At 71.5% G+C, this 21,423-nt stretch carries 18 protein-coding genes; 5 read left to right on the forward strand and 13 right to left on the reverse strand.

The genetic code is table 11. The features are described from left to right. Positions 1-1,664: dipeptidase (locus D7W82_RS27070; protein WP_120621110.1), on the reverse strand; the 1,664-nt coding region annotated here is incomplete at its 3' end. Between the two features lie 237 nt (positions 1,665-1,901). Between D7W82_RS27070 and D7W82_RS40660 the strand changes: the two genes are divergently transcribed. Beyond that, on the forward strand, positions 1,902-2,057 hold the full coding sequence (locus tag D7W82_RS40660) for a hypothetical protein (protein ID WP_158616174.1): 156 nt from the start codon (positions 1,902-1,904) through the stop codon (positions 2,055-2,057). 28 nt (positions 2,058-2,085) lie between these two features. On the opposite strand, the gene acs is transcribed toward D7W82_RS40660, so the two are convergent. Together acs and D7W82_RS27080 are read right to left on the reverse strand one after the other, a co-directional pair. Then, positions 2,086-4,038, reverse strand: a complete 1,953-nt coding sequence (acs, locus tag D7W82_RS27075; protein WP_120621111.1) for an acetate--CoA ligase — start codon at positions 4,036-4,038, stop codon at positions 2,086-2,088. 63 nt (positions 4,039-4,101) lie between these two features. Next, on the reverse strand, positions 4,102-4,584 hold the full coding sequence (locus tag D7W82_RS27080) for a hypothetical protein (RefSeq protein ID WP_233587959.1): 483 nt from the start codon (positions 4,582-4,584) through the stop codon (positions 4,102-4,104). A 73-nt stretch (positions 4,585-4,657) separates the two neighbouring features. Between D7W82_RS27080 and D7W82_RS27085 the strand changes: the two genes are divergently transcribed. The 4 genes from D7W82_RS27085 to D7W82_RS27100 all read left to right on the forward strand — a co-directional run bounded on the left by D7W82_RS27085 (position 4,658) and on the right by D7W82_RS27100 (position 11,095). Further along, positions 4,658-5,080, forward strand: a complete 423-nt coding sequence (locus D7W82_RS27085) for an NUDIX hydrolase (RefSeq protein ID WP_120621113.1) — start codon at positions 4,658-4,660, stop codon at positions 5,078-5,080. Between the two features lie 22 nt (positions 5,081-5,102). Beyond that, complete coding sequence (locus tag D7W82_RS27090) at positions 5,103-6,365, forward strand: site-2 protease family protein (protein ID WP_120621114.1); 1,263 nt, start codon at positions 5,103-5,105, stop codon at positions 6,363-6,365. 163 nt (positions 6,366-6,528) lie between these two features. Beyond that, complete coding sequence (locus D7W82_RS27095) at positions 6,529-10,329, forward strand: ATP-binding protein (RefSeq protein ID WP_120621115.1); 3,801 nt, start codon at positions 6,529-6,531, stop codon at positions 10,327-10,329. 85 nt (positions 10,330-10,414) lie between these two features. Continuing rightward, a complete protein-coding gene (locus D7W82_RS27100) occupies positions 10,415-11,095 on the forward strand; it encodes a hypothetical protein (protein ID WP_120621124.1) in 681 nt (226 codons plus the stop codon). Positions 11,096-11,113: 18 nt separating this feature from the next. On the opposite strand, the gene D7W82_RS27105 is transcribed toward D7W82_RS27100, so the two are convergent. From D7W82_RS27105 to uppS, 10 genes are all read right to left on the reverse strand, one after another. Further along, positions 11,114-11,776, reverse strand: a complete 663-nt coding sequence (locus tag D7W82_RS27105) for a molybdenum cofactor biosynthesis protein MoaE (RefSeq protein ID WP_120621116.1) — start codon at positions 11,774-11,776, stop codon at positions 11,114-11,116. 25 nt (positions 11,777-11,801) lie between these two features. Further along, a complete protein-coding gene (locus tag D7W82_RS27110; RefSeq protein WP_120621117.1) occupies positions 11,802-13,610 on the reverse strand; it encodes a PKD domain-containing protein in 1,809 nt (602 codons plus the stop codon). Positions 13,611-13,621: 11 nt separating this feature from the next. Beyond that, positions 13,622-14,341: an MXAN_2562 family outer membrane beta-barrel protein gene (locus tag D7W82_RS27115; RefSeq protein WP_120621118.1), complete on the reverse strand. Its 720-nt coding sequence runs from the start codon at positions 14,339-14,341 to the stop codon at positions 13,622-13,624. Beyond that, the gene (locus tag D7W82_RS27120) at positions 14,338-15,372 is read right to left on the reverse strand and encodes an MXAN_2561 family MXYO-CTERM-anchored protein (RefSeq protein WP_120621119.1); all 1,035 of its coding nucleotides are present in this window, start codon (positions 15,370-15,372) and stop codon (positions 14,338-14,340) included. The genes D7W82_RS27115 and D7W82_RS27120 overlap by 4 nt, the downstream gene beginning before the upstream one ends. A gap of 126 nt (positions 15,373-15,498) precedes the next feature. After that, positions 15,499-16,530, reverse strand: a complete 1,032-nt coding sequence (locus tag D7W82_RS27125; protein ID WP_120621120.1) for an aspartate-semialdehyde dehydrogenase — start codon at positions 16,528-16,530, stop codon at positions 15,499-15,501. 67 nt (positions 16,531-16,597) lie between these two features. Then, positions 16,598-17,341, reverse strand: coding sequence for a tRNA (adenosine(37)-N6)-threonylcarbamoyltransferase complex dimerization subunit type 1 TsaB (gene tsaB / locus D7W82_RS27130; protein ID WP_120621121.1), 744 nt, complete (start codon positions 17,339-17,341; stop codon positions 16,598-16,600). A gap of 22 nt (positions 17,342-17,363) precedes the next feature. Beyond that, positions 17,364-17,849 carry a septal ring lytic transglycosylase RlpA family protein gene (locus D7W82_RS27135; protein WP_120621125.1) on the reverse strand — a complete coding sequence of 162 codons (486 nt, stop codon included), beginning with the start codon at positions 17,847-17,849 and terminating at the stop codon, positions 17,364-17,366. A 10-nt stretch (positions 17,850-17,859) separates the two neighbouring features. Next, positions 17,860-19,491 carry an RIP metalloprotease RseP gene (gene rseP / locus D7W82_RS27140; protein ID WP_120621122.1) on the reverse strand — a complete coding sequence of 544 codons (1,632 nt, stop codon included), beginning with the start codon at positions 19,489-19,491 and terminating at the stop codon, positions 17,860-17,862. Between the two features lie 84 nt (positions 19,492-19,575). Continuing rightward, a complete protein-coding gene (locus tag D7W82_RS27145) occupies positions 19,576-20,403 on the reverse strand; it encodes a phosphatidate cytidylyltransferase (RefSeq protein ID WP_120621123.1) in 828 nt (275 codons plus the stop codon). Then, positions 20,400-21,197 carry a polyprenyl diphosphate synthase gene (gene uppS / locus D7W82_RS27150; protein WP_120621126.1) on the reverse strand — a complete coding sequence of 266 codons (798 nt, stop codon included), beginning with the start codon at positions 21,195-21,197 and terminating at the stop codon, positions 20,400-20,402. The genes D7W82_RS27145 and uppS overlap by 4 nt, the downstream gene beginning before the upstream one ends. Between the last annotated feature and the right edge of the window lie 226 nt (positions 21,198-21,423).

The following is a 21,423-nucleotide window of genomic DNA, read 5'->3' on the forward strand; positions in this document are numbered from 1 at the left end:
GGGGCCGGCTGCGCCACGGGAGCGGCGGCGGGCTTCGGCTCCGGCTTCTCGTGCGACTGAAGCATCTTGCCGTTGTCCGCGGCGATGCGGCGGTACCACGCGTCCGGGTAGCGCGGGTGGCCCACCTTGCCCGTGTTGTCGCGCACGTTGCCGTCGATGTACTTCACGAGCAGCTGCTCGCCCAGCTTTCGCCAGCGCGCGTGCACCTTGTCGCCCTGCTGCAGGGAGTACTCGGTGAGGTACTGGCGGGCCTGCTCCGGCGTCCGCTTGTAGAGCACCTGCGCGATGCTCTCGATGTTGGCCTGGTCCGCCAGGAACTGGCCCTCCAGGTCCCCCTGCGCCTTCTGCACGTCCACGATCATGTCGCTCCAGCGCCCGTAGGCCTGGTTCGACACCCAGTTGAAGACCCAGAAGGACGAGTCCCAGGAGAACTCGCCGCGGCTGGCCACGCCCTGCGCGAAGTTCTTCGGCACCTGCCGGATGCCCGCGTACATGGGCGTGTAGACGGTGGTGAAGGTGTCATCCACGCCGAACCAGAGGACTCCGCCAATGGCGTCCGGCAGCGTGGAGCGCATCTGCGCGACGAAGGAGAAGCCCGTCTGCTGCGTGGAGATGGCGCGCTCGTGCACGTAGCTCTTGCCGTCCACGTCCCACGTCATGGGGCGCCAGCGGTAGGGCACCGCGTAGGGCCCCGCGCCCACGTCCCTGGACATGTCCAGCGGCGTGCCCTCGAAGTGGTCGCGCATGAGCGCCATGGCGTCCTGCACGGACACCTTCTTGTCCGGCTTCACCCACAGGGGCAGGCGCTTCGCCGTATCCGCGCCGTCCGCGTACTCCACGCCCAGCTTCAGGGACGGGGCCGCGCGGCGGAAGATGCTCCACACGCGCGACTCGCTGAAGCGCTGCCCGCCGAAGTCCAGCGGGTGGTACGTGTCCGCGAAGCTGAAGTCCTTGTCCGCGCCCTTGTACCAGCCCTTCGCGCGCGCAAAGGAGATGACGTCCGGCGAGTACAGCGTGGTGGCGCTGTCGTTGAGCGGGAACTGGCGGATGCGCGACTGGTTGGCGTGCGCGGAGATGTAGCCGTCCGGAAGCCTCCGGGCCACCCACACCGCGCCCTTCTGCCCCTCGCCCTTGCCAATCATCTCAAGGATCCACGCCTCCTTCGGGTCGGCGATGGAGAACGTCTCACCGGTGGAGGCGTAGCCGTACTCGGCGACCAGGTCCGTCATCACCTGGATGGCCTCACGCGCCGTCTTCGCGCGCTCCAGCGCGATGTAGATGAGCGAGCCGTAGTCGATGATGCCCGCGGGCCCCTCCAGCTCCTTGCGGCCCGTGAAGGTGGACTCGCTGATGGACAGCTGGTGCTCGTTCATGTTGCCCACCACCGAATAGGTGGCGGCCGGCTGCCTGATGCGCCCCAGGAACTTGCCGGTGTCCCACTCCATGACGTCGCGCATGGAGCCGGCCGCGTGGCGGCGGGCGGGCGTGTAGTACAGCTCGCCGTACAGCTCGTGCGCGTCCGCCGCGTAGGTGATGAACGTGGAGCCGTCCGTCGTGGCGCCCTTCGTCACCAGCATGCTGGTGCAGGCGTCCGCGACGACAGGGGCGACGAGCACCGCCGTCAGCGGCAGCGCGGTGAAGAGGGTCGAAGGGAATCGGTTCATGGCGGCGCAATCTAGCAGGACCTTCGCCCGCTGCCCGCCCGGACAGGTTGCCCGGCACCCGAGCGCCCGGGCCCCGGCCGCCCTGCCGCGAGACGCCATGCGAGAAGCCGATGGCCGCCGAGCCCCGCGCTACTTCCCGGCCCCGACGTTGGATGGCACCCGCCCCCCGGGGACGCTAGGGTTGCGTTTTCCTGCCCGGGTCCCTCCAAGGTCCCCGGGCGACCATTGGAGGAAGGCGTGACGGAGATCGTAGTGGGTCTGGTGGTGTTCTTCGTCCTCACGGTCGTGCTGGGGCCCGCCCTGTGGAGCTCCCGCATCTGGTGGAGCAAGGCGGACCGCGAGCAGGTGAAGGACAAGTACGGCCGCCCCCAGAAGGACCCGAAGGACGCCTAGGGAGCGGCCGGACCGCGGTGCCTGGAGGCTACTCGTCGCTCTGGCGCAGCGCCGCCAGCACGTGGAGGTCCTCCAGCGTGGTGGTGTCCTGCGAGGACTGCTTGCCCGCGGCCACGTCGCGCAGCAGCCGGCGCATGATCTTCCCGGAGCGCGTCTTGGGCAGCCCTTCCGCGAAGCGGATCTCATCCGGCCGCGCGATGGCGCCAATCTCCTTGCTCACGTGCACGGCCAGCTCCTTCTTGAGCGCGTCCGAGGGCGGGTTGCCTTGCTTGAGCGTCACGAAGGCCACGAGCGCCGTGCCCTTCAAGTCATCCGGGCGGCCCACCACGGCGGCCTCGGACACCTTCGGGTGCGCCACCAGCGCGCTCTCCACCTCCGCGGTGCCCAGGCGGTGGCCCGCCACGTTCACCACGTCGTCCACGCGCCCCATCAGCCACATGTAGCCGTCCGCGTCCGTGCGCGCGCCGTCGCCGGTGAAGTACATGCCGGGCAGCTCGCTGAAGTACGTGTTCACGTACCGCTCCGGGTCCCCGTACACGGTGCGCAGCATGGACGGCCAGGGCTTCGTCACGAAGAGCAGCCCGCCCTGCCCCTTGGGCACGCGCTTGCCTTCGCGGTCCAGGATCTCCGCGTGGATGCCGGGCAGCGGGAAGGTGGCGGAGCCGGGCTTGGTGGGCGTGGCGCCGGGCAGCGGTGAGACCATGATGCTGCCCGTCTCCGTCTGCCACCACGTGTCCACGACGGGGCAGCGCCCCCCGCCGATGACGTCGCGGTACCACATCCACGCTTCCGGGTTGATGGGCTCACCCACGCTGCCCAGCAGGCGCAGCGAGGAGAGGTTGTGTTTCTTCACCGGCTCGTCGCCCAGGCGCATGAAGGCGCGGATGGCGGTGGGCGCGGTGTAGAGGATGGTGGCCTTGTAGCGCTCGATGATGTCCCAGAAGCGGTCCGGCCCCGGCTGCGTGGGCGCGCCCTCGTAGATGATGGTGGTGACGCCGTTCATCAGCGGGCCGTAGACGACGTACGAGTGGCCCGTCACCCAGCCCACGTCCGCGGTGCACCAGTAGACGTCATCGTCGCGCAGGTCGAACACCCAGCGCGTGGTGAGCGACGCCATCACCGCATAGCCCGCCGTGGTGTGCAGCACGCCCTTGGGCTTCCCGGTGGAGCCGGACGTGTAGAGGATGAACAGCGGGTGTTCGCTCTCCACCCACTCCGGTTCGCAGACGTCGGACTGGGCCTTCACCAGCGCGTCCCAGGCCAGGAACCTCGGACCTTCGGGCAGCTTGCCGTCACCGGTGCGGGTGAGGACGACGACCTTCTCGATGCTGGGGGCGTTGGGGAGCGCGGCCTCCACGTTCTTCATCAGCGGCACCACCGCGCCCTTGCGCCAGCCGCCGTCCGCGGTGAGCAGCACCTTCGCGCCCGCGTCCCTCATGCGGTCCTGGAGCGCTTCAGCGGAGAAGCCGCCGAACACCACCGAGTGCACCGCGCCCAGCCGCGCGCACGCCAGCATCGCGACGGCGGCCTCCGGCACCATGGGCAGGTAGATGCCCACGCGGTCGCCCTTCTTCACGCCCAGCGACTTGAGGCCGTTGGCCAGCCGGTTCACCTGCTGGGACAGCTCTCCGTAGGTGATGCTCCGGCGGTCGCCCGGCTCGCCCTCGAAGAGGATGGCGGGCTTGTCCTTCAGCTTCGGCAGGTGCCGGTCCAGACAGTTGTAGGCGAGGTTGGTCTTCCCCTCGACGAACCAGCGCGCGTGGGGCGGCTTCCAGTCCAGCACCGTCTGGAAGGGGACCTTCCAATAGAGTTCCTCGCGGGCGCGGTCGCCCCAGTACTTATCCGGATCCTTCGCGGCTTCGTCCCACAGCCGCTGATAGTCCTGCATGCCGCGGATGTGGGCCCGCCGGGAGAAGTCCTCGGGCGGGGGGAAGACGCGGGACTCGGTCAGGACCGAGACGATTGCGTGAGGGTCTGCCATGGGCGTTCCTCCAGCTTCGGCGTGGGAACAGCCCTCCTGTTGTAGGAAGCCCCCTGCGCTATCTCAAGGGTTCCCTTCGCAGCGGGTGTTCCCCTGAACGCCGTCGAAGCGGAGCCACAGCTCGCAGGTGCAGGCGGTGTTGTTGTTGGCGTCGTAGGCCAGGCGCAGCTGGCCCTGGAACTCGGTGTCGCACCGGGTGGTCGCGTCCAGGTGCACGCGGACCTGGTCGAGCAGGCACTCCGTGGCCCCATCGACGGTGGTGCTGACGTTGGTCACGCTGCCGTCGGCGGTGAAGGCCTCGCCGTCCTCCAGGAAGTAGCCGTCCAGCTGCATGTTCTGCACGCCGAAGTCCGCGCGCACCACGCGTCCGGAGATTTGAAGGCTCAGCTGGAGGTTGCCCTGGAACTTCTCCAGCAGGTCGCAGTCGTCGCGCAGCGTCTCCGTGGGGATGAGCTCGTACACGCCCTCGTTCTGGCTGTAGGGCAGGCAGCCTGCCAGGGAGGAGGCCAGGAGGGCGGTGAGGCTGAGGCGTCGCAGGGTAGACACGGCACGCACCATCGCCCACGGGAGGCATCCGGAACGGGCGCTCGCCTGGGGGCTTTGGGTAGAGTGCGACGCCATGCCTGAATACCGCAACCCCAAACCCACCGTGGACTGCATCATCGAATTGGCCGGCGAGCGCATCGTGCTCATCCGCCGCGCGAACCCGCCGGTGGGCTGGGCGCTGCCGGGCGGCTTCGTGGACGAGGGCGAGCCCCTGGACAAGGCGGCCATCCGCGAGGCCAAGGAGGAGACGGGGCTGGACGTGACGCTGGAAGAGCAGTTCTTCAGCTATTCGGATCCGGCGAGGGACCCGCGCCTGCACACGATTTCGACGGTGTTCATCGCGAAGGCGACGGGCGAGCCGGTGGGCGCGGACGACGCGGCGGAGGCGAAGACGTTCGCCGTGGACGCGCTGCCCCAGGACCTGTGCTTCGACCACGGCACCATCCTGTCCGACTACCTGACGTACAAGCGCACCGGGAAGCGCCGCAAGCTGTAGGCGGGAAGGCGGGCCTCCACGGATGCACTACCTCTTCGTCCTCCTGGCGCTCGGAGCGCTGCTCATCGTCCATGAGCTGGGGCACCTGGTGGCCGCGCGCCTGTTGGGCGTGCGGGTGCCGCGCTTCACCGTGGGCTTCGGGCCGCCGCTCCTGTCGTTCCGGCTGGGCGGGACGCAGTTCGTGCTGGGCGCGGTGCCGCTGGGCGCGTCCGCGAACCTGCAGGGGATGAACCCGCACCGCTCCGCGGAGGAGGACACGTCCGGGTTCGGCACGCTGGGGCCGCTCAAGCGGATGGCCATCATCCTCGCGGGGCCGCTGGCGAACTACGCCGTGGCCCTGGGGCTGCTGTTCGCGCTGTACTCGTCGGGGACGCACGTGGTGGTGCCGCTGACGGTGGGCACGGTGCTGCCGGGTTCGGAGGCCGCGCGGGCGCAGCTGTTGCCCGGGGACAAGCTGGTCGCCGTGGCCGGCAAGCCGCTGGAGAGCTGGTCGGACTTCGTCGCGCGGGTGGCGGACGCCGTGGGCGGGCAGCTGGAGCTTTCGGTGGAGCGCCACGGCGAGCCGCGCAAGGTGACGGTGCGGCCCCGGGCCGACGAGCGCGGCGCGGGGCGCATCGGCGTGAGCCAGCAGTACGTGTTCCGCACGCACGCTCCTGGCGAGGCGTTCACCCAGTCGCTGGTGCACACCGGACGCGTGGCGTCCGAAGCGCTGTCCACGCTGGCGGCGATGGTGCGCGGGCCGGAGGTCGCGGGCAAGGCCGGGCCGGGCGCGCTGATGCGCCAGGAGTCGTCCGACGTCGCGTCGTCCACCGCGTCCGGGGCGGATGCGCTGGTGCGCGCGTTGGTGGCGGCCTCCGTGGCGCTGGCGATGCTGACGCTGGTGCCGGTGCCGGGGCTGGATGGCGGCCGGGTGCTGCTGCTCGCCATCGAGGCGGTGGGCGGCCGGCGCATTCCTCCGCGCGTGGAGACGGTGGCGCAGACGGCCGGGTTCCTCTTCCTGTCCATTGGCATCGTGGCCACCGCGGGCGCGGAGATCCGCCGCGCGCTGCCGTCCCGGGAGGCTCCGTCCCGTGCCGCACCCGTCGCCACGCCGGCTCCCGTCGTGCTGGATGCGGGCGTCGTCGCGGTGGCGAGCCCCGCGCCGGTGGCGCCGAAGCCAGATGCGGGCACGGTCATGTCCGTCACCGCGCAGCCGGATGCGGGGACCTCCACGTCCGCCGTCGTGTCTCTGGACGCGGGGACGTCCGCGCAGCCGGCGCGCGTCGTGACGCCTTCGCCTCCCTGAGGCGTCCGCCCGCCTGCTCTGCTGGCCTCCCGCCTGGGAGCGGAGCCTCTGTTGGATGTCGGGTGCCGCACGGCTGCAATCCACCTCGGTGATTGCACGTCCGCGGGTGCGCCAATAGAAGCCCAGGGCTTCCTCCACCTCGCGCCGCCCTCCAGAGATCCGCATGCTCCAGCCCCCGTCCCCCGCCATCCCCCCTTCCGAGGAGCGCCACTTCGCGGGCGGCGGTGAGATGGGCGAGCTGGTCCGCGCGATGGACTGGTCCCGCACGCCGCTGGGCCCGTCATGTGACTGGCCCGTCAGCCTGAAGACGATGGTGGGCGTCGTCCTCCACAACCGGTTCCCCATGCTCATGTGGTGGGGCCCGGAGATGATCCAGGTCTACAACGACGCGTACCGTCCGGTGCTGGGCCTCAAGCACCCCGGCTCCCTGGGCGCGCCGGGTGAGAAGATCTGGCCGGAGATCTGGGACGTCGTGGGCCCCATGGCCCGGGGCGTGCTCAACGGTGGGCCCGCCACCTGGAGCGAGAACCTGGCGCTGTTCATCAACAGCCGGGGGTTCGTCGAGGAGACGTTCCACACGTTCTCGTACAGCCCCATCCCCGATGAGCAGGGCGGCGTGGGCGGCGTGCTCGTCACCGTGCGGGAGACGACGCAGGAGGTGCAGCACAGCCGGCAGCTGCGCATGCTGCGCGACATGGCGTCCCGCTCCGCCGACGCGAAGTCCCCGGAGCAGGCGTGCCACACCAGCCTGGACGTGCTCGCGGGCAACGACCTGGACCTGCCGTTCTGCCTGCTCTACCTGCTGGACGCGAACGGTGACACCGCGCGCCTCGCGGGCAGCAGCCGGTTGCCCGACACCGTCCTGGCCACGCTGCCCGAGCAGCAGCCCCTCTGCGCGGAATCCGGCACCGGCTGGCCCTTCGCCGAGGCCTTGCGCACCGGCGAGGACGTCGTCGTGAAGGACCTGGGGCAGCGCATCCACGGTCTGCCCGGAGGCCGCTGGAACAAGCCGCCGTCGCTCGCCGTGGTGCGCGCCCTGACGCGGCCCGGCCAGTCGCGGCCGTCCGGCTTCATCGTGGGCGGCGTCAGTCCCCGGCGGCTGCTGGACGCGAGCTACCACGCCTTCTTCCAGGCCACCGCGGAGCAGGTCGCCGCGTCGGTCGCCAACGCGCGCGCCTATCAGGAGGAGCGTCAGCGCGCGGAGGAGCTCGCCGCGCTGGACCGCGCGAAGACGGCCTTCTTCAGCAACATCAGCCATGAGCTGCGCACGCCGCTCACGCTGCTGCTGGGGCCCACCGAGGACGCGCTCGCAAGCCCCGAGCGCACGCTCCAGGGCGACTCGCTGGAGACGGTGCACCGCAACGCCGTGCGCCTGCGCAAGCTGGTCAACACGCTGCTGGACTTCGCGCGCATCGAGGCCGGGCGGGTGCGCGCCGCCTATGAGCCCACCGACCTGGCCGCCCTCACCGCCGGACTCGCCAGCGCCTTCCGCTCCGCCATCGAGCGCGCGGGCCTGGTGCTCGACGTGGACTGTCCGGCCCTGCCAGAGCCGGCCTGGGTGGACCACGAGATGTGGGAGAAGATCGTCCTCAACCTCGTCTCCAACGCGCTGAAGTTCACCTTCACCGGCACCATCACCGTGGCGCAGGCGCTGAAGGACGGGCACATCGAGCTGCGCGTCACCGACACCGGCACCGGCATCCCCGCGCACGAGCTGCCCCGCCTCTTCGAGCGCTTCCACCGCGTCCACGGCGCCCGCGCGCGCTCCCACGAAGGCTCCGGCATCGGCCTGGCGCTGGTGCACGATCTGGTGCGGCTGCACGGCGGGACCCTCACCGTCCAGAGCGAGCTGGACCGCGGCACCACCTTCACCGTGCGCATCCCCGCGGGCTTCGCGCACCTGCCGCCAGAGCACATGACGTCCGCGAAGAGCCAGCGCCCGCTGCCCGCGGGCGCGGCCCCCTACGTGCGCGACGCCCTGGGCTGGCTGACGGACGTGCCGCCCCCGCCGGAAGAGGACGGCGGGACGCCCCCGGCCCTCGCCCCGGCCTCGCTGGGGCTGGAGGAGCGCGGGCGCGTGCTGCTCGCGGACGACAACGCGGACATGCGCGCGTACGTGGGGCGGCTGCTGGACGCGCACTGGACGGTGGAGGCGGTGGCGGATGGCGAGGCCGCGCTCCAGGCCGCGCTCGCCCGGCCTCCGGACCTCATCCTGTCCGACGTGATGATGCCCGGGATGGACGGCTTCGCGCTGCTCCAGGCCCTGCGCGCCGACGAGCGCACCCGCACGGTGCCCGTCATCCTGCTGTCCGCCCGCGCGGGCGAGGAGGCCCAGGAGGAGGGGCTCACCGCGGGCGCGGATGACTACCTGGTGAAGCCCTTCTCCACGCGCGACCTGCTCTCGCGCGTCACCGCGCAGCTCACCCGTTCCCGCCTGCGCAAGCTGGAGGCCGCGCACGGCGAGCGGCTGGCGCGCATCTTCCAGCACGCGCCCGTGGGCATCGCCATCCTGCGCGGCCCGGAGCACGTCTTCGAGTTCGCCAACGAGAACTACCTCAAGCTCATCGCGCACCGGAACGTGACGGGCAAGAGCATCCGCGAAGCCCTGCCGGACCTGGCGCACCAGGGCATCTACGAATTGCTGGACGGCGTCTACGCCACGGGCGAGCCGCACATCGGCCGCTCGCTGCGCGTCGTCTTCAACGACGGCCCCAACCAGTCCGCGCGCGAGGTGTTCTCCGACTTCGTCTACCAGCCCATGAGCGACGCGAAGGGCCAGGTGGAGTCCATCATCGTGGTCGCCTTCGACGTGACGGAGCTGGCCACCGCGCGCCGCGAGGCGGAGTCCGCCAACCGCGCCAAGGACGAGTTCCTCGCGATGCTCGGCCACGAGCTGCGCAACCCCCTGGCCCCCATCCTCACCGCGCTCCAGCTGATGCGCCTGAGGGGAGAAACGGCGGCGGAGCGCGAGCGGACGCTCATCGAGCGGCAGGTGACGCACCTGGTGCGCATGGTGGACGACCTGCTGGACGTCAGCCGCGTCACCCGGGGCAAGGTCACCCTCAAGCGCGAGCGCGTCACGCTCACCGACGTGGTGGCCAAGGCCCTCGAGCAGATCAGCCCGCTCATCGACCAGCGCCAGCACACGCTGGAGGTGGACCTGCCCGACCGCGGCATGGACCTGAACGGCGACCCCACGCGCCTGGCGCAGGTGTTCGCCAACCTGCTCACCAACGCCGCCAAGTACACGGAGCCCGGCGGCTTCCTGGCCGTGACGGGCACGCGCGAAGGCCGGGAGCTCGTCGTCACCGTGCGCGACACCGGCGTGGGCATCGATCCGGAGATGCTGCCGCGCGTGTTCGACCTCTTCGTCCAGGAGCATCAGGCCCTGGACCGCTCCCAGGGTGGATTGGGGCTGGGGCTCGCCATCGCGCGCAGCCTGGTGACGCTGCACGAAGGCGCCATCAGCGCGCACAGCGCGGGCCGGGGCCGCGGCAGCACCTTCACCGTGCGCCTGCCCGCGCTGGAGGCGGAAGCCCCCCCCGCGCTGCCCACGCCGCAGCCCGGCGCGCTCATCCCCCAGGAGCCCTCTTCCGTGAGCGCGCGCGTGCTCATCGTGGACGACAACCGGGACGCGGCGGACGTGCTGTCCGAGTCCCTGGAGTTCCTGGGCTGCACGACGCGCGTGGCCTACGACGGCCCCAGCGGCCTGGAGGCCGCGACGGAGTTCCGCCCCGAAATCGCGCTCCTGGACATCGGCCTGCCGGTGATGGACGGCTATGAGCTGGCCCGGCTCCTGCGCCAGCAGGAGGAGCCCCGCCTCCTCAAGCTGGTGGCGGTGACGGGGTACGGCCAGGAGTCCGACCGCCAGCGCTCCAAGGCCGCGGGCTTCGACGCGCACCTGGTGAAGCCGCTGCACTTCGAGACGCTGGAGGCGCTGCTCAAGGAGCTGACGGGCGCCTGAGGGGCAGGCCGCCCGTCGTCCAGGGGACGTCCGGCCCACGAAGCAAGGGCCGGGCGGCCGCCAAGGCCTTATGCTCCGGCCCCACATGCCCACGCCTTCCGCGACCTCCGCCTCCGTGGCGGACGGTGGACTCTTCTGCGAGCTGTACTGGGGCACCTCCCTGGCGGAGGCCTGGAGCTATGGCCCCGAGCTGGGCCAGGTCCACGCCGCGCCCGACGAGACGGCCCCCCTGCCCCTCTACGGCTTCACGCTGCCGGAGGAGCCCTTCCTCCTCGCCGAGCGCACCGCGAAGGGCTGGCGCATCCACGTGCCGCCGTCCGCGCGCGTGGAGAAGCGCCTCAAGGACAACGCCTTCCAGCCGGTGGGCCCCGACGAGCTGACGGGCGCGCCGGGCCGCACGGCGGTGGAGCTGCACGAGGGCATGACGCTGCGCCTCGTGGAGGGCGAGCTGAACCTGCTGGTGCAGCCGTCGGTGGTGAAGGAGCGCGCGGGCCGCTTCCTCGTGAAGGACGTGGCCTGGATCATCACGGTGGCCATCCTCTTCCTGAGCGCCCCCGTCGCCTTCCTCGTCATGGGGCCGGATCCCGCGCGCATGGCCGCGAACAACGCGCGAGCGCTGCAGGTGGCCCACGACAAGGAGGAGGCGCGCCGCAAGGCCATGGGCCTGGACCAGCCGCTCAAGCCGCTGACGGAGGCCGAGCGCGCCACCCAGCAGCAGGACGGCGGCGCGCGCGTCACCGTCCCGGCGAGCTTCGGCGTGCACTAAGGACGCCGGGCCCGGGCCTCAGGGCCCCAGTCCCACCCAGACCTCGCCGTCCTCGAAGAACTCCTTCTTCCAGATGGGCACGTCCTGCTTGAGCCGCTCGATGGCGTACTCACAGCCCAGGAAGGCCTCCTTGCGGTGCGCGGAGGCCGCGGCGATGACGACGGCCAGCTCGCCCGGCAGCAGCGTCCCCACGCGGTGCATGATGGCCAGCCGCGTCCCCGGCCACGTCCGCGCCACCTCGTCGCCAATCTCCGTGAGCTTCGCCTCCGCCATGGGCGCGTAGGCCTCGTACTCCAGCCGCAGCACGCGCCGGCCCTTCGTCTGGTCGCGCACGGCGCCGGAGAACGTCACCAGCCCGCCCGCCCCTGCGGAGGCCACCGCGTCCACGACCTCCGCCAGTTGGAGCGGCCGGCCCACCACGCAGAAGAGGCGCGGCGCCCCGCCGGCCACGGGCGGAATCAACGCCAGCTCCGCGTCCGGCGCCACCGGTGAGTCCAGCCCCACGAACTGCTGCTGCACCGCCACGCGCAGGTGCGGCAGCAGCGGCGCCAGCGGCGGGTGCTTCGCGGCGAGCAGCGCGAGCACGTCCGAGACGCGAGAGCCGGGCGGCACGTCCAGCGACTCGCGGGACAGGCCCGCGCGCTCGCGGGCCGCGGCGAAGTACAGCACGGTGACGGACATGGCCCTGCCTCCTGCTGGCGTGTCCCTAGCGCTCGCGCAGCACGACGCGGCCCTGGAGCCGCCCGCCGCCGTCCACCGGGGAGAAGTCGAGGAACCCGTACTCGAAGGGGGTGAACTTCTCCAGGAGCGCCGTCACGAAGAGCTGGCTCGCCAGGAGCTCTCCCGTGCCGACCCCCGGCACCGAGCGCACCTCGGCGAGGTCCGAGCGCAGCCGCCCCATGTCCACCATCAGCGACAGGTGGCCCGGCCCGAACGCCTCCGCGCCGAAGCGCGTGCGCAGCGTCGCGCCCACGTCCCCCAGCTCGCGGCCGGTGAGCACCTCGCCGGCCTCCAGCGTGGCGCGCTCCGGGGTGAGCGAGAGCGACACCGGCTGCTCCATGAGCCGCGTGCGGAAGCGCGTGGTGTCGCCCTGCGCCTCCTTCTGGAAGACGAGCCCGTTGTCCTGCAGCTGCTTCTGGATGAGCTGCTGCACCGGCTGCACGGCCGTAAGGCCCGCCTCCATCACCACCGTGCCCTTGGGCGCGGGGCGCCGGTCCCGGATGAAGCCGCGGAAGAAGGCCGCCGCGTCGAAGTAGACGAGCATCGCCACGTCCCCGCGCAGCGCCTTCAGGAGCGGCTCCGCGTCCAGCCCCTGCGCGCGCCAGCGCTCCAGCGTCCGCTGCCGCCGGGGCGACTCCGGCGAGCCGAACACCAGCCGCGCCAGCTCCTCCGGGGGCACCGACAGCTGCGCCGCCGCCACCGGCCCCACCGCCGCGCGTCCCAGCAGCCGCGACGCCGGCCCCCGCGCGCCGCCCAACAGCGGCCGGGACGAGGACAGGAAGCCGTCCAGCTCCGCCTGGTCCGCCTGCACCGCGAGCGCGCCGAAGAAGCCGCGCACCGGCATGTCCTCCTTCTCCGCCTCCGGCACCGGCGGCGCGGAGAAGAGGAACACGCTGCCGTCGCGCACCTTGCCGCGCAGCTCCGCCAGGAGCGCGTTCTCGGAGATGCCCGGCCCGGACAGCGCCTCCACCTGGCGGCGCACCAGCTCCACGTCCGGGGACTCCGCCACCGCGAGCGCCTTCACCGGCTCCCCGGGCTCCGGCGCGTCCGGCGAATCCGGCACCGCGAGGTACACGTAGCCCCGGTCCGCGAAGAGCAGCATGGCGTTGCCGCCGTCCACCGGCTCCACGCGCGCGCTGCCGTCCTCGCGGGGCAGCACCCGGTGGCCGGCGTCGCGCAGCTCGCGCGCCACGGCCGCGAGCGCCGCCCGCGAATCCGTCACGCCCAGGAGCGCCACCACGCCGTCGAAGTCCGGCAGCAGGAAGAAGCCGAAGCCCTCCTCGGGATCCACCTCCGAGGGACCGGGCCGCAGGCTGCGCAGCAGCAGCGGCACGAGCGGCGTGTCCGCCAGCGTCTGGCGCACGTTGCCCTTGCCCACCAGCCGCCCGTAGAAGTCCACCAGCCCTTCCAAGTTGCCGCGCAGGCGGGGCACCCACAACACGGTCTGCGCGTCCTCGGGCACCGCGCGGAGCACCGGACGCGGCACCACGGTGAGCACCACCCGGGCCAGCTCCTTGTCCCCGTCCAGCGCCCGCACGGTGTAGCGGCCGGCGGTGGCCCAGGCGTGGCGGACGCCCGGCACCGTCTGGGGCGGCGTGCCGTCCCCGAAGTCCCAGGTGAGGGAGGGCGCCTTCGGGGAGGTGGAGCCGAAGGCCTCCGGCACCCCCGCCTCCAGCGTGCGCTCCGGCCCCAGGTCCGGCCTCAGGTTCCGGCAGCCGGAGGCCCCCAGGCCCACGGCGGCCACGAGGAGGAGGAACGGAAGCGGGGACGGGTGCGCGCGCGGTCGGGAGGCCATGGGCCTTTCGGTTAGTAGTCCAACGCCAGACCGAACATCCAGCGCCGGCTGCCCAGGTTCAGGCCCTTGCCGCCGAAGTTGTTCACATCCGCATGCGTGTACTCGGCGAAGAGGTACGAGTGGTTCACGCCCAGGTCCGAGTCGAAGTCGCGCGCGAAGCGCGGCTCCAGCACGTCCAGGAGGAACGACACGCCGGCGGTGCCGCCCCAGCCCCACTTGCCGCCGCTGCCCTTCCCGCCCTCCACGACCTCCGTGGCGCTGCCCTTGGTCATCCACCACGGGGAGTAGATGAGCCCCAGCTTGGCGTAGGGCACCAGCGGGATGCCCCAGCGGAAGGCCGCGTAGTCGAACTTGTAGAAGGCGTTGAACTGGATGGGCAGCACCTTCAGCGCCGCCTTGTCCGCCGCCGCCGAGCCGTCATCCAGCTTCGCGTCCGCGTACTTCTCCCCATAGCCCAGGCCCAGGCCCAGGCCCGCCGTGCCGATGCCCTGGTAGAAGAAGCGCTGGAGCTCCCCCTCGACGAGCAGCAGCGACGCGTCACCGAAGGTGTCCTTGTACGGCGTCTTGCCGCCCAGGGCCTTCTCGGTGTCGATGCGCGGCTTGTAGCCGCCCGCGCGGAAGATGACCGCGCCGGTGCGCGGAGAGCGCGTGGGGATGGTCACCTCCTGCGCCACCGCCGGTACCGCCAAGAGAAGCGCCGCGACTCCCAGGCCCACAGCCCTGCTGCTCATGACACCTTCCTCCGAGACGACAACCAGATGCCCAGCGCGGCCAGCACCGCGCCACCCGCGATGCCGCCACCGGCCGCGGCACACCCGCCGCGCTCCTCGCCGCCAGCTTCGACATACGCATCAAACAAACCATTGCTCTTCACGGGCGTCGCATCCACCTGGGCGGACCCACCGCTCTCGTTGCCCGCGGCGTCGATGATGGTCGCCTGGAGCCGGTACGTCACGCCATTCGTGAGGCCGCTGACGACGACGTTGCCCTCGCCGGACGCCTTGGTGACGCGCGTCACCGGCCCCGTGGTGCCCTCCAGCGCCAGCGCGCCCACCAACCCCTGCCCGCCGTCCTCCGTGCCCGCGTCCACGTCCGTCCCGGCATCGGCGTCCGTGCCGGCATCCACCTCCGTCCCGGCGTCATCCGAGCCCGCCGTGGCCACCCTCGCCGCCTCCACCACGACGGTGGAGTTCGCCTCCGCGCCGTCCACCTGCACCGACAGCGCCGAGTCCCGGGCGATGACCTTGCCGATGCTGGGCGTGTTGGGCGGCTGCGGGTCGTACTTCACCACGAAGGGGGGGCTGCCCACGTTGGAGAAGGTCTCCTGGCAGTCCAACCCCAGGCTGCCGCCCAGCCGCCGCGCGGACGCGCACAGCTTGAAGGAGATCTCCGTGTCCTGGGTGTCGCACGTCGTCACGGAGCCCGCGTCCGAGCCGCCGCCGCGCGCGGCGAGCGCCTCCCCCACGGTGAAGTCCACGACGCCGTTCGTCGCCGTGTTGGCCGAGTCGATCGAAGCCAGGACCAGGTCCGTGGACGCGGGCCGCGTGCCGCAGGACCCCGTGGTCACGTAGATGTAGATCGAGTCCTCACAGGCGCTCCCGCTGCGCTGCCAGCTGAAGCGGCGCTCCTGGCCACATTCACTCTTGGGCACCGTGACGGTGTTGTTCGTGGCGGTGGAGGAGCTCGTGAACTGCACCGTGGGCCCCGTCTGGGCCACGGCCGTGGACGCGAAGAGCAGGAGGCCAATGAAGGGAAGGCGCATGGATGGGCTGGAAGCTAGCAAGGGCGGGGCCACCCTCAAGCCCCGTCCGGACGGCCTGTTTCCCAAGGAAGACCCCGGGTTCGCGCGCCAAACAGGCACGGTGCCCCCGGGGGCTTTGCCAAATTGTCAGGCGGGGCGTTCCGCCAGCTTGAGGCCCGCGTCCACCAGGTGGGCGGCGGCCCGGCCGGCGTTGTCCACGGACGCGAAGAGCGTCACCCACTCCGGGGCCTGGGGGAAGGCGCGCACCCGGCCCACGTGGACGGCCGGGTCGCTCATCACCAGCATGGGCATGGGGTAGATGCGCTCGCCGGGAGCATCCAGCACCTTGAGGGACGGGGACGTCTTCAGGGCGGCTCTCACCTGCTCCACGGGGCCCGGCTTCTTCAGCTGCACGTTCACGGTGAGGCCGTGGCCGTGGAAGGTGGGCACCTGCACGGCGGTGCCGGCCAGGACGGGCGTCTCGCCCAGGGCGGAGAACAGGCGCGCGGCCTCCAGCGTCCAGCCGCCCTCCTCTTCCGTCCACGGGCTGTTCACCATGAAGCCGCCCACCTGGGGCACCAGGTTGAAGCCCACGCGGTGAGGGAAGGCCTGCGGCTCCGGCTCGCGGCCGGAGAGGAGGTCCGCGGTCTGCTTCTCCAGCTCGGAGATGCCGCGCACGCCCGCGCTGGAGGCGCCCATCAGCGCCGTCACCTGCGCGCGCACCACGCCGAACGCACGGCGCAGCGGCTCCACCAGGTGCACGGTGGCGCTGGTGACGATGCCCGGCAGGCTCACCACCCGGCCCTTGAAGCTGAAGCCCGGCCCCAGGGCCTCCGTGTTGAAGCCCGGGAGGATGAGCGGCACGTTGCCGTCGCTCCGGAAGGCGCTGCTTGCGTCCACCACCCACGCGCCCGCGGCCTGCGCGGCCGGGGCCAGCGTGCGGGAGGCCTCCGCCGGCGTGGCCAGCAGGACGACGTGGATGCCCCGGAAGGCCTCCGCCGAGGCCCGCTCCACCTCCAGCGTGTCCTCGCCGTACTCCACCTCCAGGCCCTTGGAGCGCTCCGAGCCGAAGGCCCGCACCTGCTCCATGGGCACGTCGCGCGCGTACAGGTTCGCCAGCACCTCGCGGCCCACCACGCCCGTGGCGCCCACCACGGCAATCCGAAGGTTCTCTCTCATGACGGGCTCCTTTACGTCAGCGCCTCCGCCCACGCGAGCACGACGAAGCGCCCTGGAGGCGGAGTCCTCAGTCTTCCTTCAACCGCGCCGTGGGCGCGGGGCCCGGCAGCGGTGGGAACTTCGGGTTGCGCTCCGGTTCGGAGGCGCGGACGTAGTGCGGCTCCAGGGCGAAGAGCGCCTGTTGCGAATAGGCCTCCGGCAGCCTCGCCAGCCGCCCCACCTCCACCGCGGACGGGAAGGCCGGGCCGGACAACAGCCGGTGCGGCGCGACGCCGTGCTTCTCCAGCGCCTGGCGGTAGTCCGCGAGCGCCGGGCCCAGGGCCACGGCCTCCGGTCGGGCGGCCATGCGCTGCGCGACCTCTTCCGGCGACATGGCCGTCTCCGGCTCCAGCGCCTCCACGGCGAAGCCCACGCGGCGGTAGGCGCCCAGGTAGAGGTCGTCCTTGCGCGCCACGGCGAGGCAGAACAGGGGCACGCCCTCCGGCCCCTCCAGCGCCACCGCCGCCAGCGACGACGCGCCGGCCACCTTGAGGCCCGTGGCGTACGCCAGCGCCTTCACCGTGGCCAGGCCGATGCGCAGGCCGGTGAATGAGCCCGGCCCCAGGCCCACCGCCAGCCCCTCCAGGTCCTTCAGCTTCAGGCCGTGGCGCTGGAGCAGGTCCCCGACGACGCCGGGCAGCGCCTCGCTCTGCTTGTCCGGCGGCGGCACCACCACGTGCTCCACGGCGCGCACGGCGTCCCCCTGGCGTTCCACCAGGGCAAGCGACAGCGTCAGCGTGGAGGTGTCCAGCGCGAGCAACACAGGCGACATCCCTTCTTTCGGTTCAAGGCACTCAGGCCGGAACGGCCCAGAACTCCACCGGCACCCGCGACACGCGGTCACTCGCGCACCGGTACAGCCGCACGCGCGCCAGGCCCTTGTCCAGCATGCCCAGGTGCTTCGCCGCGGCCTTCGACACGTCGATGATGCGTCCGTCCACGAAGGGGCCGCGGTCGTTGACGCGCACCTCCACCTCGCGGCCGTTCTCCATGTTCATCACCTTCACGCACGACCCGAAGCGCGCCGTGCGGTGCGCCGCGGTGAGGGCGTTCTGGTTGAACTTCTCCCCGCTGGCGGTGGGCCGGCCGTGGAGGCCGGGACCGTAGAAGGACGCGATGCCCTCTCCCAGGTAGTTGCGCGGCATCTTCTCCCGGCGCGTCACCTTCGCGCCTTCGTTCCCCCCGGAAGAGGTCTCCGGCGGCTGGGGCTTCGCCGCGCGCTGCGCGCAGCCAGCGAACAATCCCATCCCCAAGAGCAGGAGCGCGGTCCGTCCTCGCATCATCACCTCGTTAGCGGGTCACGTCGTTGGTCACGGCCAGCAGCATGAGCAGGATGAGCAGCGCCAGTCCCACCATGTTCGCCACCTCGCGCACGCGCACGGGGATGGGGCGGCGGCGGATGCCCTCCCACGCGGCGGACAGCAGGTGGAAGCCGTCCAGCACCGGGATGGGCAAGAGGTTCATCACGCCCAGGTTGATGGAGATGATCGCCATCAGGTTGAGGAAGCTGTCCAGGCCCTGCTCGGCGCTCTTGGCGGCCAGCTGGTACATCATGATGGGGCCGCCAATCGTGCTGGGCGACACCTTGCCCACGAACAGGCCGCCCAGCACCTGCACCATCTGCCCGACGATCTTGGGGACGATGAGCGCGGCCTCCTTGAAGGCGGCGGCCGGGCCCAGGTCGATGGTCACCTTCTCCACCGGCGGCAGGTCCGCGCTGCTGTAGCTCCACGGGCGCACGCCGAACACCAGCGGGGCGCTCGTCTGGCCGTAGTCGTCGCGCGTCTTGAGCGGCGCCTGCGCCAGCTGCTCGGTGCGCTCGCCCTTTGCCCCGCGCCAGGTGAGCGTGAAGGGCTGGGCCTGCAGGCCGTTGAGCACCGTCGCCAGCTTGTTGAAGGACTTCAGCGGCGTGCCGTTGATGGCGACGATGCGGTCGCCCGGCACGATGCCCGCGCCTTCCGCCACGCTGCCCGTGGCCACGCTCGCCACGTAGAGGTCCACGGCCTCCGCGCCCAGCGCCGCCGCGCCCTCGCCGGGCTGACGCGGCAGGGACACCTTCACCACCTCCGGCACCCGGCCGGTGACGGCGCCCACGCCCACGGGCGCCAGGCGCGCCACGCTCAACGCCATGGGGGTGCCTTCCGGCACCTTGGCCACCTCGCGGTAGAGGGCGGCCTCGTCCTGCACGTGCACGCCGTTGACGGACAGCACGCGGTCGAAGCTCTTCAGGCCCGCGGCGGCCGCGGGGGACGTCGCCGGCACGCCCACCACCGGCGGCTGCGGATAGGGGCTCACGCCAATCATCCCGCGCTCGATGGTGTCCACCGGGGACACCTCCGAGCTCTTCTCCGGCGTCACCTCCACCACCTGCTGCTTCCCGTCGCGCTCCAGGGTGATGGGGACGGGGCGGTTGAACTTGCCGACGAACGCGTCGCGCATGTCGTCGAAGGTGCGGACCGGCTCGCCCTCCACGGACAGGATGCGGTCACCGGGGCGGACGCCCGCGGCGGCGGCGGCCATGTCCGGCGACACCATGCCCACGCGCGTGGACAGCGTCTCCTGGGGGCCCAGGAAGACGAAGAAGTAGACGAAGATGGGGAACAGCAGGTTGAAGGCCGGGCCCGCCAGGACGATGAGCCCGCGCTTCCAGGGCGGCTGCGCCAGGAAGCCGCGCGCGGCCTCTTCCGGCGGGAGCTCTTCGTGCGGAAGGTCTCCGGCCATCTTCACGAAGCCGCCCAGGGGCAACAGCGCCACCTGGTACTCCGTCTCACCCTTGGTGAAGCCGATGATCTTCGGGCCGAAGCCGATGGAGAACTTGAGGACCTTCACTCCGCAGGCCTTGGCCACGAGGAAGTGGCCAAGCTCATGCACCGTCACGAGCACGCCCAGCAGGAGGATGAAGAACCCGAGGTTCTGGAGCATGGCCGGAAGAGTAATCGCGCCCCCCGGGACGGACAACGCACAACGCAAGCCGCAAGGCGGGCGGCCAGGCGCGAAATCAGGCACTTACGGCAGCAGGTGCCTCACGAACTGCACATAGACGAACACCAGCGGCGCGTTGAAGATGAGCGCGTCGATGCGATCCAGCACGCCGCCGTGTCCGGGAATGAGCTTTCCGGAGTCCTTCACGCCGTAGGCGCGCTTGAGCATGGACTCGCAGAGGTCACCCACGGGGCCCAGCAGGCCCCCCAGGATGCCCAGCACCACACAGTCCCACACGGTGAAGATGGGGAAGAAGCCGAGCTTGGCGACGAACATGCCCAGCACCGAGCCGACCATGCCGCCGAAGAAGCCCTCCCACGTCTTGTTCGGGCTCACCGCGGGGTAGAGCTTGTGCTTCCCCAGGAAGCGGCCGGCGAAGTACGCCAGCGTGTCGTTGGCCCAGGTGATGGTGAGCGCGCAGATGACCCACGCGTGCCCTTCCGGCAGGAGGCGCAGCGCGGACAGCGCGGTGAGGCCGATGGAGCCGTAGAGGAAGCCCGTGACGAGGTGCGCGGCCCGGGTGGGGGCCTCCGCGAGCGCGCCCCGGAACAGGTTGTAGATCCACGCGAAGAAGAAGAAGACGGACGTCAGCCAGAAGGCACCCTCGCCCGTGCGCGCGGCGTCCCGCAGCGGCAAGAGCGGCATCACGAAGGCGAAGGCCATGCCCACCCACGCGGCGGCGCCCAGGCGCTTCTGCGTGATGAGGTAGTACTCGCCGGCGCACACGGCCGCGGCACCCGCCAGGAGGATGGCGCTGTAATACCCGCCCAGGAACAGGAGCAGGAGCACCAGCGGCAGCAGGGTGATGCCTGTGACAACGCGGATGAGGAGGTTCTTGTTCTTCTCGTTCACGCCTTGGCCCGCTGGGGGGTGTCGTCCCGGTTGACCTGGGCGGACGTCAGCCCGAAGCGCCTCTCGCGGCCCTGGAACTGCGCCAGGCAGCGGAGGAACTCCTCGGTGCGGAAGTCAGGCCACAGGGCGTCGGTGAAGCACAGCTCGGCGTACGCCAGTTGCCAGAGCAGGAAGTTGGAGATGCGCTGCTCGCCGCTGGTGCGGACGATGAGGTCCACCGGCGGCAATCCCGCGGTCCACAGCCGGGACTCCAGGTCGTCCGCGTCCAGGTGCGCGGGGTCCAGCTCGCCGCGGGCCGCCGCCTGAGCCAGGTCGCGCGCGGCGCGCAGCAGCTCCTCGCGGCCGCCGTAGGAGAGCGCCAGGGTGAGCACCATGCCCGTGTTGTGGGCGGAGTCCGCCCTCAGGCGCTCCAGGGGCTCGCGGACGTAGCGGGGCAGCTTGTCCACCTCGCCGATGGCGTTGAGGCGGATGCCGTTGTCCAGGATCTCCGCGCGCTCGGACTCCAGGTACTCGCGCAGCAGGTCCATGAGGCCGGCGACCTCTTCCGGCGGGCGGGCCCAGTTCTGGGAGGAGAAGGCGTAGAGGGTGAGGGCCTGGACGCCGACGCGGCGGGCGGTGCGGGTGACCTCCCGGACGCTCACGCTGCCCTCGCGGTGTCCCTCCAGCCGGGGCTGTCCGCGAAGCTCCGCCCAGCGGCCGTTGCCATCCATGATGATGCCCACGTGGCGCGGAAGGGGCCGGGCCTTGACCTGGACCTCGAGGGCGGTGGGCAACACTGTGGGAGGGCGATCCATGAAGCCGCGCACCCTAGCGGCGGCGCCGCGTCGCGTCCACGGGCGCGTGGCTGCCCGGTCCCCCTCCCTGGGTGGTCGGTCGTCTGGCGGGGTTGAACGGTTCATGAGGGGACACGAGCCCGGCTAGAGTCGTCTTCCATGAAAACTCCTCATGGGTGTCCCTCCTTCCGGGTGCTCGGCGGGCTGCTCGGGTTCTGGGTGTTGGGGGTGGGGCCGGCCTTCGGGC

Origin of the sequence: Corallococcus sp. CA049B (assembly GCF_003611685.1) — a bacterium.
In the GTDB taxonomy this organism is placed as follows: Bacteria; Myxococcota; Myxococcia; order Myxococcales; family Myxococcaceae; genus Corallococcus; species Corallococcus coralloides.

Bases quoted from the DNA above. Each gene is read 5' to 3' on its own strand.
- acs (WP_120621111.1), bottom strand. From the start codon at position 4,038: ATGGCAGACCCTCACGCAATCGTCTCGGTCCTGACCGAGTCCCGCGTC.
- D7W82_RS27085 (WP_120621113.1), top strand. From the start codon at position 4,658: ATGCCTGAATACCGCAACCCCAAACCCACCGTGGACTGCATCATCGAA.
- D7W82_RS27090 (WP_120621114.1), top strand. From the start codon at position 5,103: ATGCACTACCTCTTCGTCCTCCTGGCGCTCGGAGCGCTGCTCATCGTC.
- D7W82_RS27095 (WP_120621115.1), top strand. From the start codon at position 6,529: ATGCTCCAGCCCCCGTCCCCCGCCATCCCCCCTTCCGAGGAGCGCCAC.
- D7W82_RS27100 (WP_120621124.1), top strand. From the start codon at position 10,415: ATGCCCACGCCTTCCGCGACCTCCGCCTCCGTGGCGGACGGTGGACTC.
- D7W82_RS27105 (WP_120621116.1), bottom strand. From the start codon at position 11,776: ATGTCCGTCACCGTGCTGTACTTCGCCGCGGCCCGCGAGCGCGCGGGC.
- D7W82_RS27110 (WP_120621117.1), bottom strand. From the start codon at position 13,610: ATGGCCTCCCGACCGCGCGCGCACCCGTCCCCGCTTCCGTTCCTCCTC.
- D7W82_RS27115 (WP_120621118.1), bottom strand. From the start codon at position 14,341: ATGAGCAGCAGGGCTGTGGGCCTGGGAGTCGCGGCGCTTCTCTTGGCG.
- D7W82_RS27120 (WP_120621119.1), bottom strand. From the start codon at position 15,372: ATGCGCCTTCCCTTCATTGGCCTCCTGCTCTTCGCGTCCACGGCCGTG.
- D7W82_RS27125 (WP_120621120.1), bottom strand. From the start codon at position 16,530: ATGAGAGAGAACCTTCGGATTGCCGTGGTGGGCGCCACGGGCGTGGTG.
- tsaB (WP_120621121.1), bottom strand. From the start codon at position 17,341: ATGTCGCCTGTGTTGCTCGCGCTGGACACCTCCACGCTGACGCTGTCG.
- D7W82_RS27135 (WP_120621125.1), bottom strand. From the start codon at position 17,849: ATGCGAGGACGGACCGCGCTCCTGCTCTTGGGGATGGGATTGTTCGCT.
- rseP (WP_120621122.1), bottom strand. From the start codon at position 19,491: ATGCTCCAGAACCTCGGGTTCTTCATCCTCCTGCTGGGCGTGCTCGTG.
- uppS (WP_120621126.1), bottom strand. From the start codon at position 21,197: ATGGATCGCCCTCCCACAGTGTTGCCCACCGCCCTCGAGGTCCAGGTC.